Here is a 15,787-nt window from a genome sequence, read left to right on the forward strand (position 1 = left end):
TATTTATCTGACTATTCATCTGATACGGCTGCTCTTGAAAACGTCAAAATATGCCCCTTAAACGGCAACTCTAGATAAGTTGTATTTTCAGGTTTGATGTGTTGACTACTATAGCCATACTCAATCATCTTGTTGGTCAGTTTGTTTTTGCGGCCACGGCCAGGATCGACCACGATAACCTCACAGATCGGTAGGGCATGGCGCTCGATAAATTCCGCCAGTATATCGATATGCTGGTCTTCATAGAGCAAGTCGCTGCCGATAATCATATCAAACTTGCCAAGGTGGCTATTGTCCTCTGCCCAGTCTAAACGTTCAAAATTAATCTCTTTGTTATTGTTAAGCGTGGTATTTCTATCAAGGAAATACTCAACCGTTGGATGGTAGTCAGTCGCTGTGATATCCGCATGGCGATGATTGAGCAGGAGACTCGATAGCGCCATGCCGCAGCCCACCTCCAAAATTCGTTTGCCCGCGATATCGTAATCAAGCATGTGATTGGCTAATACCAAGCTTGACGGCCAGATTACCCCAAACATCGGCCAAGACGCCGAGCAAATACCCAAATTTAACGCCTCATCATTAGGGTCGCTAAATTGTTGATTGTCACGCAAAGTACAAACATGAATGTCAGTGTTGCCAATTTCGATCGTTTGATAGCGCACGCGCACGGTGGTCAGCGAAGTCATAAACTGTCCTAAAAAATAAGCAAAAGTGCAAAGGTTGGCAAAGATTGCCGCTTTCGGTGAGGTAGGGCATACAAAGGTGGGTGTGCATCTTGGATATAGTATTGACTGTGATTTGGTAGAGGTTATTATTTGACAAAAACACATGTTGTCAAAACAGTCCTCTTAAAGGTGCAGGAAGAGTATGACCTAAATGGTGACAAGTTATTGTTAATTCTGAAGGTATTGTTATTGCTGGATAAAAGGGCTGGTGAAAGCGGACGGTAAAAGAAGCGTATGAGAGATGTTGAATGGCTTTTATGCTGGCATGATAGGCTTGTCGTTTATTTTGACAAGCCCATACAAGAGAGGATTAAAGCTGGCGTGTGCTGCTGAATCAATTTAGAAACTTTAGCCCAGAAGTTTTTAATGCCCATACTAGCTCTACAAAGGCGCGACTGTTGGTTAAAGGTTCACCATCGATAATAAGCACATAGCCCGCGCCGTCAATCCATAAAAATACAAAGCTGGTTTCAGGAATGAGCAAATCAACTTGCTGAAAAAACGAAATCGCTTGGCTTTCTACTGCCCAGCCGCGCTGTTTTTGGCGAAGCATAAAACCTGAAAAGTCAGCAGCTGCGACACTGAGCATGTCCGCTTCTTCTTGACTGTAGCCAATCCGTGCCAGACAAAACCCTTCATCAGAGCCGATCGCTGCACGGCGTTTGCCAGACAAGCTTGCCACCACATAAGGCAAAAACTGATCTAAAGGTAAGTTGGGTGCAGGTAAAAGCAAGGACAGTTTTTCAATCCAGCCTTGCTCGATAAAGCTCTGTAGCCAGATATCAGAATAACGCTGTAACCAATCAGCAGCGAGTAATGTCTGTCCGTAAGACAATAAATCTTGTAGTGCTAACTGCTCGTCAGTCGGCTCATTCTGTGAAAATGCCTCAAAAATACCAGCGGGCGTGAGGGTTAGATAGGTTTTATCAGCATTCAAGTAAGAGGACATAGCGGCTACCGTAGTGATGAAAGGGTGACAAAAAATATTTAAGGTGATAAACGAATGACAATCTATCTTGTAGTAGAAGGTCTAATGGTTTGATCAAGATGCTGTTGGCAATTGTCCCAGCGCTTATCAAACTGCCAATCACTTTTGCCCAAGCTAAACCATACTAAGGAAAATGCCAGACGATCGTTGCGTGCCGTGCAATAGGCAAAAAACTCATTCTCAATTTGCTCAATGGTGTTCCAGTCTTGATTAGCACGTGCTTGCATCAACTCGCTTGTGATGTCTTTAGCGATTTCTTTGGCATCATCGTTACTGATACGCAGTCGCTGTTTCTGCTCATTGAGCGACGGCGACACCAGTACACTCCAGCGAGTAGCAAGCATACTATTGCGCTGAATGTAGCTCTTTTTATCAATACAATCGCGAAACCCTTGCTGGGCATCCGGATACAAGCGATCCTTGATACGCGTAAAGAGATTGTTGACATCGTACGGAATATCAAACCAACACCCATAGAAAAAGTCCGCTACAGCGCCTTGTAACGGTTCTTTTTCAGTCATCAGTAAGGCGGCGTTGATGCGCTGCTCATGAAAGTGACGGTTATTGGGTGCCAAAAATACCTTGCGCGAGTAAAGTCGAAATACTCGGTGCGCCACTTTCTCATTTTCTTTAATCAGGTCTACATCAGACATCATAGTATCCTTGTATCATAGCCGTGATGGCAATAAGCGCAACAAGCCACAGCCTAATTCCGTAAAACGAAGTGCGATATCAATAAAGCGAATAAGCGATCAGTCCAATAGCGTTTGCATCAAATCAATCATAAACTCAGCATCTTCTTCACTCATTGCCTCAAACCCCTGAGGCATACCAAGCTCAGTCAAGGCTTCTTTACCATCGTCATCGCTATGCAGATCAAGAACGGCATCTATAAAGGGTTGTGCATCTGGGAAGTCATCTTTGATAAGCAGGACATGGCTAATATCCGCCAAATCACTCTCAATCAGTACCGATAGCTGAGTCTTGGTCAAGCGTGAAAAGCTGTGGAAGATCTCCGCTAAGAAAAAGGCAGCTTGGGCATCGCCTTTGATCACTTTTCGAGCGGCGGCTTGATAGGTCTCAGTCACATCCCAGTTGAGATCAGATTCTTCTATATCGACAGCTTCTAGTAAACGTAAACCAATCAGCTTGACGTCGCGGTTGTCTGCCATGGCGACAGTTGCACCCGCATGGATATCTTCTAAGCAGTTGATATTGCTATTGGCTGCTGCTGCAATGACCATTTCATCAGACTTACCGATAGGTCGCGCAATGGCGCGGTAGCCTTGTTCACGTATCAGGGCGGCTGCATCAAAAGGATTGGCGTAGATAATTTGAATATCACCTGCCTCAATCAATGCTTCTTGCTCAGCATGTGATGCTGGGATGTTTAGGTGCATGTTTAGGTTGGCACGTTTTTGAATCAAGGTGTTGAACATGTGCCAGCCTGCAAAGCGCTCAGGCGAGAAATCAGGGGCGATTAACATATTGTGTGTCGTCATGATTTAGCCTTCCTCATCTTGTTTCATTTGGGCGTACTGCAACATCGCCGCTTCGATTTTGCTGCGTGATGGCTTGCGGCGTACTGAGGTATAGCCAACGGTTTCGCCGCGGCGAACATTGGGTACGACAGTGGCATATACCCAATAGTGACTACCGTCTTTGCATAAGTTTTTGACATAGCCATGCCATTTTTGTCCAGATTCAGCGGTATCCCATAGGTCTTTATAGGCGGCTTTTGGCATATCAGGGTGGCGCAAGATAGATTGCGGTTGACCGATGAGCTCATCAACGCTATACCCACTAATCTCGACAAAGGCATCGTTGACGTGAGTGAGGATACCGTCTAAATCGGTACGCGAGACAATCAGTTTGCCATCGGGATAGGGACGTTCTATTCCTGTATCATAGACAGTCCGTGACGTGCCATCATAATAGGTTAGGGTGATTTGCTCAGCAGGCAGGTCAGGCTTGTGTGCATCAGGGATTGGAGAACCCATGGTCATCTCCTTCGTTAGTCGTTATGTCGTCAATGCTCTATAAATTGGATACGGTGTCAGCCTTGCTTAGTCTACTAGTTATAGGGCTTTCGCCCAGCTTGCTTGTATCCAAATCATATTGAACCGACTATGTTTATAATAATTAAAAAGCAAATAGATAAGGTGCTTGTTAAAAGCTAAATTTACCAATCAAATGAGTTTTGCAAGGGCTTCTGAGGCGCGCTTAATATCTAAGAATATCAAGCCAAGCTTGGCATTGGGTTTTGCCATGATTGTGAGCACTGCTTCATCACCTGATGAAGTCATGATCACATAGCCTCTTTCTCCTTGAATCATGATGCGATCGATACTGCCGCGTGCCAATTCGCGGCCTGCACGGTCACCCAGTGATAGTAGTGCCGCTGACATCGCCCCAACACGGTCTTCGTCAACGCCTGTAGGTAGAGCTGAAGCAATCATCAGACCATCGTTAGAGATTAGGGCGGATGCTTCAACATCTGCTGATGAGCTGTTTAAGTCTTCCAATATCTGTTGAAATGAATCTGTACGCATATCGCTTTCTCTATACTGTGTGTTAATTTTTATTTATGAACTATAGTTAGCCAAAAATAACCCTGTTTAAAAAAGGGTATTATAAATCCTTACTAAAAATATTGATATAGTAAATCCCTATTTAAACTAAGGTTATGAATTTTTTTTCTTTGATCTCATAAAATTTTTAATATTTTTGCCAAAAAAAAGCCCTAATCATTGAATGACTGGGGCTTTTTAATTGAGATAAATAAAGGTAGCTTGACTATATGGTCTCGCGCCATTTTCCTTTAACCATAATACCCTGGATAAGGTTGAGCCCCATTTGGTATGCCAAATCAGCAGGACGGGCGATATCCCATAACGCCAAATCAGCGTCACAACCAACCTCTACTTTTCCTTTATTAGATAATCCTAGAGCCTGCGCTGCATAAATTGTTGATCCTGCCAATACTTCTTCAGGGGTGAGGTAAAATAGCGTACAGCCCATATTCATCGTCAATAACAGCGACGTTAAGGGTGAGGTTCCGGGGTTGCAATCGGTCGAAATCGCCATGGGTACGTGGTGCTTACGCAGTGCCTCAATTGGTGGCAGCTTGGTGTCACGTAACGTATAAAACGCTCCGGGTAATATCACCGCAACCGTGTTGCTAGCGGCCATCTTTGCTATGTCAGTTTCTGATAAGTGTTCTAAATGGTCGCTAGATAGCCCTTTATATTCAGCAACCAATGCGCTACCGCCGATATCAGATAACTGCTCAGAGTGTAGTTTGACGGGCAGCTCTAATGAGCGCGCGACCTCAAAAACGCGTCTGATTTGATCGCTACTAAACGCAATGTTTTCACAGAAGCCATCGACCGCATCCACTAAGCCTTCTGCATGCAGAATCGGTAACCACTCGCAGACTTGCTCGATATAGTCGTCCGCACGGTCCTTGTATTCTAGCGGTAGCGCATGTGCCCCAAGGTAAGTAGTACTCACATGAATGTCATATTTTTCGCCAAGCTGGCGAGCGACGGTAAGCATTTTGCGCTCAGTGTCTAAGTCCAAACCATAGCCCGACTTGATCTCGATACTGGTGATGCCTTCTTTAATGAGGGCGATTAAACGCTTTTCACTTTGGGCAAATAGCGATTCAATACTAGCCTCGCGGGTGGCGCTCACGGTCGCGACGATACCGCCACCTTGTGCTGCGATGTCTTGGTAACTGGCACCTTGCAAACGCGCTTCGAACTCATTGCTGCGGTTGCCGCCATAGACAATGTGCGTATGACAATCAATGAGCCCAGGCGTTATCCATTTACCATCGGCGTCTGTGATTTGGTTCTCTTGATAATGATGCAGATGAGTAGAGATTAGTTCCTGTGCCCCAAGCCAAGCAATTTTGCCGTCTTTAATACCGATAGCCGCGTCATGTAGTTGACCATATGGGACGCTATCAGTCTCTCCTTTTTCGTAAATATCAAAACCATGTTGTGCCGAGAACGTCGCAATGTTGGCATTGATAATGAGTTGATCAAACGAGGTCATAGTAGATTTGTCGAGCGTCTGCTCGCTAAAATTTTCTGATTCATTCATAGTATGCTCCTAATGATTGGGAGGCGAGTAACCTGTTAAGACCTTTTTTTGTAAGAGCTAGCTGACAAGTAAGTGCTGTTCTACAATCGTTGCCAGCAGTCGAGCAGCGACTTTGCAGCTACGACTATCCACATCAAAGGTCGGGTTGATCTCAGCAATATCGGTCATTTTCACCTTACCTGATGACATAATCAGCTTGACTATACGCTCAACAAAACCAAGCTCAATACCAAAGGCGGCAGGTGCGCTCACACCTGGAACGACACTAGATGGCAAACAATCCATATCGATGGTGAGATACACGATATCGACCTGATCTATGAAGCTTTTGACCTGCTTGGCAAGTGTATCCCAAGGCTGATAATGACAGTCTTCATCGCTAATGACCTGTACGCCCAGTTGCTCGGCGCGATCAAAAAGTGCGGCGGTATTAGAAAAGCGACTGACGCCTATACAGCAATAATGAAAGGGCTGCTCGTGTGCGTCAAGATACTCAGCAATTTGGCGAAACGGTGTCCCAGAGGTCGCCACATCAGACTGACGAATATCAAGATGGGCGTCAAAATTAATGATTCCGATTGTCGGTGCTGCGGATGTGCTGACAGTCGTGTCATTTGTTTCTTTTAACGCTTGCCATAATCCCAAAAAGCTACCGTAAGCGATGGCATGACCACCGCCAAGACCAATGGGTAGGCCACCTTGTTTGATGATAGTGCCGACTGCATCGGCGTATTTGATCTGAGCTTGCTCAAGAGTGCTCTCGGCAAAGCCGTCGTTGTCATGACAGTGAATATCACCCGCATCACCGAGTAAGGATGGTAGTTGATCGTCAAAGCGTTGTTGCAACTCGGCAATGACTGGTAGCGTGGCAAAAGCTTGACGAATCAATGGCGGGGCGGCCCTTGCACCCACACGCCCTTGATTGCGTCTGACGCCTTGGTCACATGCAAAACCAACCAGCCCGACATTTTGAGCCTCATAAGGCTGGGCAAGCTGATACCAGTAGCGGGCGCGCGCAGTCTCAAACGGCTCAGCACGGCCTGTCCACTGGGTCATATCAGCAGGTGTATGGTTAATGGGTGTGGTTGCTACTGTCATCGTTGCTCTCCTTTAACCAATTAACGGTTACTTAGACTCGTACCAGTCGCGACGCAGTTCTTGCCAATGCTCAGCAAGTGTACCGTCTAGTACTAGCTGTTTGGCGGCTTCGATATCAGGGGCTAGGTAGCGATCTTTATCATAGAACGTCACTTGCTCACGTAGTTTCTGATGTGCCACTGTCAACGGCTCTGACGTCTCGAGTCCTCGATGGAAGTCGATACCTTGACCAGCAGCCAATAGCTCAATACCGATGATAGTGGCCGTGTTTTGCGCCATCTCGTATAGGCGGCGTGCACAATATGTTGCCATGGATACATGATCTTCTTGGTTGGCAGAAGTTGGGATACTATCGACGCTGCCTGGATGGGCGATAGATTTGTTTTCCGATGCCAGTGCTGCGGCGGTCACATGCGCAATCATAAAGCCCGAGTTGACCCCAGCGTTATCGACCAAGAATGGCGGTAAGCCACCTGACAGCGTTGCATCAATTAGTAAGGCCACACGGCGCTCAGACATCGAGCCAATCTCAGCGATTGCCAAGGCTAAAATATCCGCTGCAAAAGCGACTGGCTCGGCATGGAAGTTACCACCTGATATGGCGACCGGGCCATCTTCGTTATTAAAGATAAGCGGATTGTCTGTCACCGCATTGGATTCGATGAGTAGCGTTTTTCCTGCTTGGTTGATGATATCAAGGCAAGCACCCATGACCTGCGGCTGACATCGTAGGCAGTAAGGGTCTTGTACGCGATCATCTTGTTCGCCATCGTGCGAGGCACGAATAGCACTGCCTTTGATCAATTGACGATGCGCTTTGGCGATCTCTATCTGACCATGATGACCACGTACTTCATGAATACGGGCATCAAATGGTGAATCTGAGCCTTTGGCAGCATCAATCGATAGCGAGCCGACGATAGTCGCTGTCTCAAGCAAATCCCGTGCTAAGAAATAACCACGTAATGCTAGTGCGGTTGATACTTGCGTACCGTTGATGAGAGCAAGGCCTTCTTTGGCGGCCAATGTGATTGGCTTTAGTCCATGCTGGGCTAGCGCATCAACGGCAAGGACTTTTTTGCCATCGACATAGACGTGACCTTCACCCATCATTGCAAGTGTCATGTGTGATAGTGGGGCTAAGTCACCAGATGCACCAACCGATCCTTTGGCGGGAATGTTTGGCGTGATTTGATTGTTGATCAAACCAAGTAAGCTATCAACCACCTCGCGGCGTACACCAGAAACGCCTTGTGCTAGGCTAGCAACCTTCATCACCATAATCAGTCGTACCACACCGTCTGGTAGCGCGTCACCAGTACCTACCGAATGAGAAATGATCAGGTTACGCTGTAGCAGCTCAAGCTGGTCATCACTGATACGTGTCTTGGCAAGTAAGCCAAAACCAGTATTGATGCCATAAGCGCTTTTATCACGGGCAATGATCGTGCGCACATCTTCGTGCGAGGCATCAATCGCCTCATAAGCGCTCTCAGGCAAGCTCAATACCACGGGCTGATCATAGATTTCACGTAGCATCTCAAAGCTAAGCTGGCGTGGATGTAGGGTCAATTGTTTGATGTTGCTCATAAGGGTAATCCTAGTGTTGTAAGTCATATAGTCATTCCACTACAAAAGTATTACAGCGTTAACCTTGCTTGAAGTATCACATATATATCTGCACACGGTTGCCTTGTACTACTCTTAAATTGAATCGACTATATGGGCTATATTATTTTTAACTCGTATCTTTATAAAAATGGAGTTTTTAAGTATTTTTAGTTAACGCAATACGTATTATCGGGTTTGAATTTTCTAACCAATCCAATTGAGGTGCATAGCTAGCTGTCCAAAGGCTGCAGCCAATAAAATACTGAGTACCACGCGCTCGAACCAAATGACGACCATTTTGCCGACAGAGATAGGAATCTCGGTGGCAAGCACGCATGGAATCATGGCTGAAAAGAACAGCACACTGCTAATGGAAATGACCCCTGCGACATAGCGTGTCAGAATATCTGCTTCACTCAATAACAACGCTGGCAAGAACATTTCAGCCAATCCGGCTGACATACCTTTGGCAGCGACGAGCGGCTCTGGTAAGCCGCCAAGCCATGTAAAGGGATAAAGAAGCAAGCCCAACGCATCAAATACGGGCGTATATTTTGCCAATAGCAATCCAGTTAAGCCGACCGCGATGATAGATGGCACAATGGCGGCTGCCATCGTTAGACCGTCGCGAAAGTTAGACCATAAGATTTGTTTGAGGTCAGTGGCACGGCGCGAAGTAGACAAGCCTAAATCAAATGCTGCTGCTAACCGTGTACCACCTTTATGATCTAAAGCGGGACGTTCGACATGATCATCAAAGAGACTGATAGGTGGAATACGAGCTGTAATCGCAGTGACAATAAAGGTAATTACTAGCGTAGACCAAAAGAACACGTTCCAAAATTCCATTAGACCAAGCGTTTTGGCAACAATCACCATAAACGCCGCTGATACAGTCGAAAACCCAGTCGCAATGATAATAGCTTCACGCGCTGAGTATTGCTTTTGCAAGTACACGCGATTGGTGATGAGCAAGCCAATAGAGTAGCTACCGACAAAGGAAGCAACGGCATCAATCGCTGATGAACCTGGTGTTTTCCAAATAGGTTTCATAATTGGCTGCATGAGTACACCAACCATTTCTAGTAAGCCGAAGCCAACCAAGAATGCCAAAATCAGCGCCCCAAGCGGTACAATCATACCGACTGGTAAGGCCAACTTTTCAAACAAAAATGGGAGCATGTCCTTTTCCATCATAAAGGCAGGTGCAAGGTCAGCCACATACATCACTGCCAACATCAGACCAATGATTTTAAAAGTAGTCATAATCATGTGAGTGATATTTGTACGCCACGAGCCATCGATGAATGGCTTACTCACGCCATATAGCATGAGTAAAAATAACAGCGCTACAGACAGAGTATGCTGCTGAGTGACCAGATAGGTCGCGCCATGATCGAACAAAATCGTACTTTTCTCACCAATGGTAAATGGCACAAAAAACATGATCAAACCGATAGCACTAAATACGATAAGCTGTATTAAAGCAATAGGGGTTGATAGTAGTTTTTTCGATGATGTCGTTGCATTTTTATCGTGCAGATTAGATGCTGTATTTTGCTCAATCATATTATCCTCCTTGATAAAACGCCGATTATGTCCTTATACCCAGCTACAGAGTATAAGGACAAGGAACAAACTATTTGATCATCGGCAGATTTAGACCATAATCCTTTGCAGTTTTAATCGCCAGCTCATAACCTGCATCGGCATGACGCATAACCCCTGAGCCGCAGTCATTGACTAACACGCGTGATAAGCGTTTAGCTGCAGCGTCCGTACCGTCTGCAACGATAACCATGCCTGAGTGCTGCGAGTAGCCCATGCCAACGCCGCCGCCATGATGCAGTGATACCCACGTTGCGCCGCCCGCAACATTGAGCATGCCATTCAATAATGCCCAATCAGATACCGCATCTGAGCCATCTTTCATGCTTTCGGTTTCGCGGTTTGGACTGGCAACAGAACCCGTGTCTAAGTGGTCGCGACCAATGACGATTGGGCCTTTTAGCTCGCCGTTTTTGACCATTTCATTAAATGCCAAACCTGCTTTGTCACGCTCACCAAGCCCTAACCAGCAGATACGAGCAGGTAAGCCTTGGAACTGAATACGCTCTTTTGCCATATCGAGCCAACGATGGATATGTTGGTTTTCAGGGAACAGCTCTTTGATTTTTTGATCGGTTTTATAGATGTCTTCTGGGTCGCCTGATAACGCTACCCAGCGGAAAGGGCCTTTACCTTGGCAAAATAGTGGACGAATATACGCAGGCACAAAACCTGGGAAGTTAAAGGCATCTTTGACCCCTTCATCGAACGCTACCTGACGGATATTATTACCGTAATCGGTCGCTGGGATATCCATCGCTTGCAGATCCAAAATCGCTTGTACGTGTACGGCACAAGATTGGGCAGCGGCTTTGGTCAGTGCGGCATGTTGCTCTGGATCTTCTTGCGCGGCTTTCCATTCTTCTACTGTCCAGCCGCTTGGCAGATAGCCATTGATTAAGTCATGTGCTGAGGTTTGATCGGTGACTAAGTCAGGCTTCATGCCACCAGCGCCACCTGCTTTGGCACGTTTGACCATCTCAGGTAAGATATCTGCGGCATTGCCAAGTAAGGCGATAGAAACAGCTTCGCCAGCATCGGTATGTTGTTTGATTAACTCGTAAGCATGGTCGAGGTTATCTGCTTGCTTATCGACATAACCCGTACGCAAGCGGAAATCGATACTAGACTGCTGACACTCGATATTCAGTGATGTTGCACCTGCAAAAGTCGCGGCTAGTGGCTGTGCGCCGCCCATACCGCCAAGACCGGCGGTCAAAATCCAACGACCTGCCCAGCTACCGTCATAATGCTGACGACCGGCTTCCACAAAAGTCTCATATGTGCCTTGTACGATGCCTTGCGTACCGATATAAATCCAGCTACCTGCCGTCATCTGACCGTACATAAATAAGTCTTTGCGATCGAGCTCATTGAAGTGCTCCCATGTCGCCCAGCGCGGCACAAGGTTAGAGTTTGCAATCAACACGCGTGGTGCATTTTCATGCGTCTGAAAAACACCTACAGGCTTACCAGATTGCACCAACAACGTCTCATCATCTTCTAATTCTTTTAGTGACTCTAAGATTTGATCATAGCTTTCCCAATTACGGGCAGCGCGTCCGATACCACCGTAGACGACCAGACTTTTTGGGTTTTCAGCGACATCAGGATGTAGGTTGTTTTGCAGCATGCGATAAGGCGCTTCGGTCAGCCAGCTTTTGCAATGTAGTGTGCCACCAGTAGGCGCAGCGATATCACGAGACTCATCACGGCGAGTTAGCTTATTGTTGGTTCCATTATCGGTAGTCATGGTCATATCCTTGTAATAACAAATAGGGCAATAGAGTAGTCATAGTCAGTGTTTGACAAGCAGCCTATAAATTCATCGAAATATCGAGTAGTTCAATCAATATTTTAAGTGCTGCTATATATTTGTATATACAAATTATCAAAGATTATTTTTTCATGCAAGGATTTTTTATTTGCCCACTCATTATTTTTGTTATTGATTTAGCAAATTGCTTACTGCTCAGGCATTTTGGCTGAGGTTTGCACAGTGGTCTCATGATATTATGCTGTCATTATTGTGAGCAGAATTGACGGTTAAAGACGAACATGACGAAGACAACTCCAGCATATCAACGTATAAAAAATGCCATATTAGACAATATTCATTCTGGTAAATGGCAGGCAGGTAAGGCGATTTCTACTGAAATGGCATTGGCTGAAGAGTTTGGCGTATCACGGATGACGGTCAATCGCGCGCTCAAAGAGCTGAGCGAGGAGCGGGTATTGGAACGCCGTCAAGGCTCAGGTACGTTTGTCGCGCAGCAGCAGTTTAACCATACCTTTGTAGAAGTGCGTAATATCGCAGAGGACCTCAAATCAGCCAATCGTGACTATGAAGCCAAAGTCGTGAGCAAGCGTGCGATGACTGCTGCTATGATTGGTGATAAATTACGTCGCAAATTCGGTATTGATGAAGTAGCAGCGCCTGTTAGTCCAAGCGCTGATGCAAATGAAACGGGTAGTAACCTTGGTATAGACAGCTTGGGCGATGCGCCTATTCTTTATGAGGTAAAGATCATCCATTTCGCAGATGGTCAGCCTATACAGTTTGAAGAGCGCTGGGTTGATGCTAAGAGGGCACCAGAGTTTATCGAGCAGGACTTTACGGTCGTCAATACTAGTGATTATCTGGTTGAAAAAATACCGCTAGAGAGTGGCAGCTATACCATCCGCGCACTTGCAGCGCCAAACGAGGTGGCAGACGCTCTGCAGATTACCCCGCAATCCCCAACTCTAGTACTACGCAGGCAAACTTACTCAGCAGGTCAAGTAGTGACCTTTGTCAAAATGTGGCATGCTGGCGATCGTTACCAGTTCTCAGGTAGGTTATAGTGACTGTCTTACGTATACTCACTGATTTTGTACGTTTGTGCTATCCAAAATGAGCTACTATATCCATAAGTTGTTATTTATTGAGCCGTCATGGCTTCTTATGTAGCCGCAATTGTACATCCATACTTTTGAAAAATAATATCCAAACAGCATTGAAAAATATGCTGAGTAACCTCAAATCGAGCAGCCAAAGCCGAATATTATAGAGCAGCTATTGTACTGTCCTTGTGTATCGGCTTTTTCCTATTTGTTGATATTCACTCTATTCATTCTTATAAGGACGTCTTATGAAACGTCGTACTCTTTTAGCCCTTGCCGCTAGTACTATATTCCTTGCCGCTTGTGGTCAGTCATCTACCAATGAAGCCGATACTACCGCAACTGACAGTGCAGCGACAGGCGGTTCTGATTTGCTGCAACGTATCAATAACGGCGGTACCATCAACGTCGGTACAGAGGGTACGTATCCTCCGTTCACCTATCATGATGAGAGTGGCAAGCTGACAGGCTATGACGTCGAAGTGACGCGTGCCGTTGCCGATAAGCTAGGCGTAGAAGTCGAGTTCAAAGAGACCCAGTGGGATGCCATGCTGGCAGGTTTGGACTCAAAACGCTTCGATATGGTTGCTAACCAAGTGAGCTTAACGACTCCTGAACGTTTGGCTAAATATGACAAATCTATGGCTTATAGCTGGTCAGGTGCGGTTGCACTAGCACCAACGGATGACAATCGTTACAGCTCTTGGGATAATCTAAAAGGCCTACGTACCGCCCAATCACTCAGCAGTAACTATGGCGAGCTGGCAGAAAAATATGGCGCAGAAATTGTCCCTGTAGACGGTATGGCGCAAGCGATCCAATTGGTCAAGCAAGACCGTGCTGATTTTACGATGAACGACAATCTTGCCGTACTCGATTATCTCAAAAAATTCCCAGACTCTGATCTCGAGATCAAACTGACCGCACCTGCTAGTGAGCAAACAGGCTCAGGTCTAGTACTCATCAAAGGCGATGACGAAGTCGTGGCAAAATTGGATGAAGCAATGGCAGCGCTTGCCGCTGATGGCACCCTCACCAAGCTTAGCGAAGAGTTCTTTGGTGCTGATGTAAGTCAACAAAAATAATGTTAGCGTCTATCACCGCTGTGCTCGCTGAACTGTTGGCATTATTGCCATTTATGAGTCCTGATCGGGCGCAGATTGTCATCTCGTCATTTTGGCCAATGCTCAAAGGTGGTATTTATTATTCGATACCACTGGCGTTAATCTCGTTTGCGATTGGTATGGCGATTGCTCTGACGGTCGCTTTGATTCGGATTGTACCGCGTGCTGGTTGGTTTCATGAGATCGTCTATCGCTTGGCACGTATCTATGTGTCTGCGATTCGCGGTACGCCGATGCTGGTGCAGCTATTTATTATCTTTTATGGTTTGCCTAGTGTCGGCGTCAAGCTCGATCCGTTTCCCTCAGCGATTATTGCGTTCTCTCTAAATATTGGCGCATACGCCTCAGAGACAGTACGAGCTTCGATTTTATCGATTCCAAAGGGACAGTGGGAAGCAGGTTCTACCGTTGGCTTGACGTACTTGCAAACGTTTCGTCATGTGATCTTACCGCAGGCACTACGCGTGTCGGTGCCACCATTGTCTAATACCTTTATCAGTTTGGTAAAAGATACCTCGCTTGCGTCACTGGTGTTGGTCACTGAGCTGTTTAAACAAGCGCAAATCATTACCGCTCGTAACTACGAGTTTATGCTGGTGTACACAGAAGCGGCGGTTATTTATTGGGGTATCTGTCTGTTCTTGACCTTTATCCAAGGTAAGCTTGAAACCCGCCTTGATCGCTACGTGGCAAAATAAGTCATGCGGCAAAACAAATCATGGCTCAATAGATACTCGCAAATATAGACCAGCTCAACAGGAATTTTTATGATCAAAGTCACTAATATCCATAAAACCTTTGGTAGCAATCAGGTGCTCAAAGGCATCGATTTGACTATCAATAAAGGCAAAGTGGTTGTTATATTAGGGCCTTCAGGATCGGGCAAAACCACGTTTTTGCGTTGTCTTAATGCGCTAGAGATTCCTGACAAAGGCGTGATTGCGTTTGATGATGACAGCTTAAGCGTTGATTTTGCGACCAAACCAAACAAAAAAAAGCTGCTCGCTTTGCAGCGCAAATCAGGCATGGTCTTTCAGTCTTATAATTTATTTCCGCATAAGACAGCTATCGAGAATCTGATGCTTGGTCCTACGGTGGTACAAGGACAAAGCAAAGCGCAAGCACGTGAGCAGGCATTGGTCTTGCTCGATAAGGTGGGACTGTCTGACAAAGCCGATCTTTATCCATTTCAGCTATCGGGTGGTCAGCAGCAGCGTATTGGCATTGCCCGTGCGCTTGCGATTGAGCCGTCGTTACTGTTGTTTGATGAGCCAACATCAGCACTTGATCCAGAGCTGGTACAAGATGTCCTTGAAACCATGAAGCAGCTCGCGTCTGAGGGCTGGACGATGGTCGTGGTGACTCATGAAATTAACTTTGCTCGCGATGTTGCTGATCATGTGGTGTTGATCGAAGATGGTGTTGTCGTCGAAGAGGGCAGTGCCAAGCAGTTATTTGAAGACTCCAAGCATCCGCGTACGCAGGCATTTTTGCAGCGTATTGATCAGAAGTAGAATCGAGATCACTCCAACAGTCTATCGAACGTTTAGCGCTTACAGTCTCTGTTATTAAGTCAGTTGCTAAAGCAAAAAACGATAAACTAAAAAGCCCCAATCATGCGGTCATGGTTGGGGCTT

15 protein-coding genes are annotated in these 15,787 nt (G+C 46.1%); 4 read left to right on the forward strand and 11 right to left on the reverse strand.

Annotated elements, in window-relative coordinates; genetic code table 11:
• Positions 1 to 11: 11 nt before the first annotated feature.
• The 11 genes from AC5JP1_RS00180 to hutU all read right to left on the reverse strand — a co-directional run bounded on the left by AC5JP1_RS00180 (position 12) and on the right by hutU (position 11,896).
• Positions 12 to 689 (reverse strand): class I SAM-dependent methyltransferase, encoded by a 678-nt coding sequence (locus AC5JP1_RS00180; RefSeq protein ID WP_493842664.1) that lies wholly within the window; start codon positions 687 to 689, stop codon positions 12 to 14.
• A gap of 373 nt (positions 690 to 1,062) precedes the next feature.
• Entirely contained in the window at positions 1,063 to 1,677 is a 615-nt protein-coding gene (locus tag AC5JP1_RS00185; RefSeq protein ID WP_093070549.1) for a hypothetical protein, read from the reverse strand.
• A gap of 62 nt (positions 1,678 to 1,739) precedes the next feature.
• Positions 1,740 to 2,369: a hypothetical protein gene (locus AC5JP1_RS00190; RefSeq protein ID WP_493842665.1), complete on the reverse strand. Its 630-nt coding sequence runs from the start codon at positions 2,367 to 2,369 to the stop codon at positions 1,740 to 1,742.
• Between the two features lie 99 nt (positions 2,370 to 2,468).
• The gene (locus AC5JP1_RS00195; protein WP_493842666.1) at positions 2,469 to 3,218 is read right to left on the reverse strand and encodes a PhnD/SsuA/transferrin family substrate-binding protein; all 750 of its coding nucleotides are present in this window, start codon (positions 3,216 to 3,218) and stop codon (positions 2,469 to 2,471) included.
• A 3-nt stretch (positions 3,219 to 3,221) separates the two neighbouring features.
• Entirely contained in the window at positions 3,222 to 3,716 is a 495-nt protein-coding gene (locus AC5JP1_RS00200; protein ID WP_493842667.1) for a PAS domain-containing protein, read from the reverse strand.
• A gap of 189 nt (positions 3,717 to 3,905) precedes the next feature.
• Positions 3,906 to 4,268, reverse strand: a complete 363-nt coding sequence (locus AC5JP1_RS00205; RefSeq protein WP_201559454.1) for a roadblock/LC7 domain-containing protein — start codon at positions 4,266 to 4,268, stop codon at positions 3,906 to 3,908.
• A 244-nt stretch (positions 4,269 to 4,512) separates the two neighbouring features.
• On the reverse strand, positions 4,513 to 5,826 hold the full coding sequence (gene hutI / locus AC5JP1_RS00210; RefSeq protein WP_493842668.1) for an imidazolonepropionase: 1,314 nt from the start codon (positions 5,824 to 5,826) through the stop codon (positions 4,513 to 4,515).
• A 57-nt stretch (positions 5,827 to 5,883) separates the two neighbouring features.
• On the reverse strand, positions 5,884 to 6,924 hold the full coding sequence (gene hutG / locus AC5JP1_RS00215; protein WP_493842669.1) for a formimidoylglutamase: 1,041 nt from the start codon (positions 6,922 to 6,924) through the stop codon (positions 5,884 to 5,886).
• 27 nt (positions 6,925 to 6,951) lie between these two features.
• Positions 6,952 to 8,514 carry a histidine ammonia-lyase gene (gene hutH, locus AC5JP1_RS00220; RefSeq protein ID WP_493842670.1) on the reverse strand — a complete coding sequence of 521 codons (1,563 nt, stop codon included), beginning with the start codon at positions 8,512 to 8,514 and terminating at the stop codon, positions 6,952 to 6,954.
• A gap of 225 nt (positions 8,515 to 8,739) precedes the next feature.
• Positions 8,740 to 10,104 carry a YjiH family protein gene (locus AC5JP1_RS00225; protein WP_493842671.1) on the reverse strand — a complete coding sequence of 455 codons (1,365 nt, stop codon included), beginning with the start codon at positions 10,102 to 10,104 and terminating at the stop codon, positions 8,740 to 8,742.
• A 70-nt stretch (positions 10,105 to 10,174) separates the two neighbouring features.
• Positions 10,175 to 11,896, reverse strand: a complete 1,722-nt coding sequence (gene hutU / locus AC5JP1_RS00230) for a urocanate hydratase (RefSeq protein ID WP_493842672.1) — start codon at positions 11,894 to 11,896, stop codon at positions 10,175 to 10,177.
• Between the two features lie 305 nt (positions 11,897 to 12,201).
• Between hutU and AC5JP1_RS00235 the strand changes: the two genes are divergently transcribed.
• From AC5JP1_RS00235 to AC5JP1_RS00250, 4 genes are all read left to right on the forward strand, one after another.
• Positions 12,202 to 12,987: a UTRA domain-containing protein gene (locus tag AC5JP1_RS00235; protein WP_493842673.1), complete on the forward strand. Its 786-nt coding sequence runs from the start codon at positions 12,202 to 12,204 to the stop codon at positions 12,985 to 12,987.
• A gap of 287 nt (positions 12,988 to 13,274) precedes the next feature.
• Positions 13,275 to 14,111 carry an amino acid ABC transporter substrate-binding protein gene (locus AC5JP1_RS00240; RefSeq protein WP_319051307.1) on the forward strand — a complete coding sequence of 279 codons (837 nt, stop codon included), beginning with the start codon at positions 13,275 to 13,277 and terminating at the stop codon, positions 14,109 to 14,111.
• Positions 14,111 to 14,848 (forward strand): amino acid ABC transporter permease, encoded by a 738-nt coding sequence (locus tag AC5JP1_RS00245; protein WP_319051306.1) that lies wholly within the window; start codon positions 14,111 to 14,113, stop codon positions 14,846 to 14,848. Before AC5JP1_RS00240 ends, AC5JP1_RS00245 begins: the two co-directional genes overlap by 1 nt.
• A 69-nt stretch (positions 14,849 to 14,917) precedes the next feature.
• A complete protein-coding gene (locus AC5JP1_RS00250; RefSeq protein ID WP_493842674.1) occupies positions 14,918 to 15,664 on the forward strand; it encodes an amino acid ABC transporter ATP-binding protein in 747 nt (248 codons plus the stop codon).
• Positions 15,665 to 15,787 lie beyond the last annotated feature (123 nt).

The organism is Psychrobacter sp. H29 (assembly GCF_059073055.1).

Coding starts and splice junctions, on each gene's coding strand:
- AC5JP1_RS00180 (WP_493842664.1), bottom strand. CDS start 689: ATGACTTCGCTGACCACCGTGCGCGTGCGCTATCAAACGATCGAAATT.
- AC5JP1_RS00185 (WP_093070549.1), bottom strand. CDS start 1,677: ATGTCCTCTTACTTGAATGCTGATAAAACCTATCTAACCCTCACGCCC.
- AC5JP1_RS00190 (WP_493842665.1), bottom strand. CDS start 2,369: ATGTCTGATGTAGACCTGATTAAAGAAAATGAGAAAGTGGCGCACCGA.
- AC5JP1_RS00195 (WP_493842666.1), bottom strand. CDS start 3,218: ATGACGACACACAATATGTTAATCGCCCCTGATTTCTCGCCTGAGCGC.
- AC5JP1_RS00200 (WP_493842667.1), bottom strand. CDS start 3,716: ATGGGTTCTCCAATCCCTGATGCACACAAGCCTGACCTGCCTGCTGAG.
- AC5JP1_RS00205 (WP_201559454.1), bottom strand. CDS start 4,268: ATGCGTACAGATTCATTTCAACAGATATTGGAAGACTTAAACAGCTCA.
- hutI (WP_493842668.1), bottom strand. CDS start 5,826: ATGAATGAATCAGAAAATTTTAGCGAGCAGACGCTCGACAAATCTACT.
- hutG (WP_493842669.1), bottom strand. CDS start 6,924: ATGACAGTAGCAACCACACCCATTAACCATACACCTGCTGATATGACC.
- hutH (WP_493842670.1), bottom strand. CDS start 8,514: ATGAGCAACATCAAACAATTGACCCTACATCCACGCCAGCTTAGCTTT.
- AC5JP1_RS00225 (WP_493842671.1), bottom strand. CDS start 10,104: ATGATTGAGCAAAATACAGCATCTAATCTGCACGATAAAAATGCAACG.
- hutU (WP_493842672.1), bottom strand. CDS start 11,896: ATGACTACCGATAATGGAACCAACAATAAGCTAACTCGCCGTGATGAG.
- AC5JP1_RS00235 (WP_493842673.1), top strand. CDS start 12,202: ATGACGAAGACAACTCCAGCATATCAACGTATAAAAAATGCCATATTA.
- AC5JP1_RS00240 (WP_319051307.1), top strand. CDS start 13,275: ATGAAACGTCGTACTCTTTTAGCCCTTGCCGCTAGTACTATATTCCTT.
- AC5JP1_RS00245 (WP_319051306.1), top strand. CDS start 14,111: ATGTTAGCGTCTATCACCGCTGTGCTCGCTGAACTGTTGGCATTATTG.
- AC5JP1_RS00250 (WP_493842674.1), top strand. CDS start 14,918: ATGATCAAAGTCACTAATATCCATAAAACCTTTGGTAGCAATCAGGTG.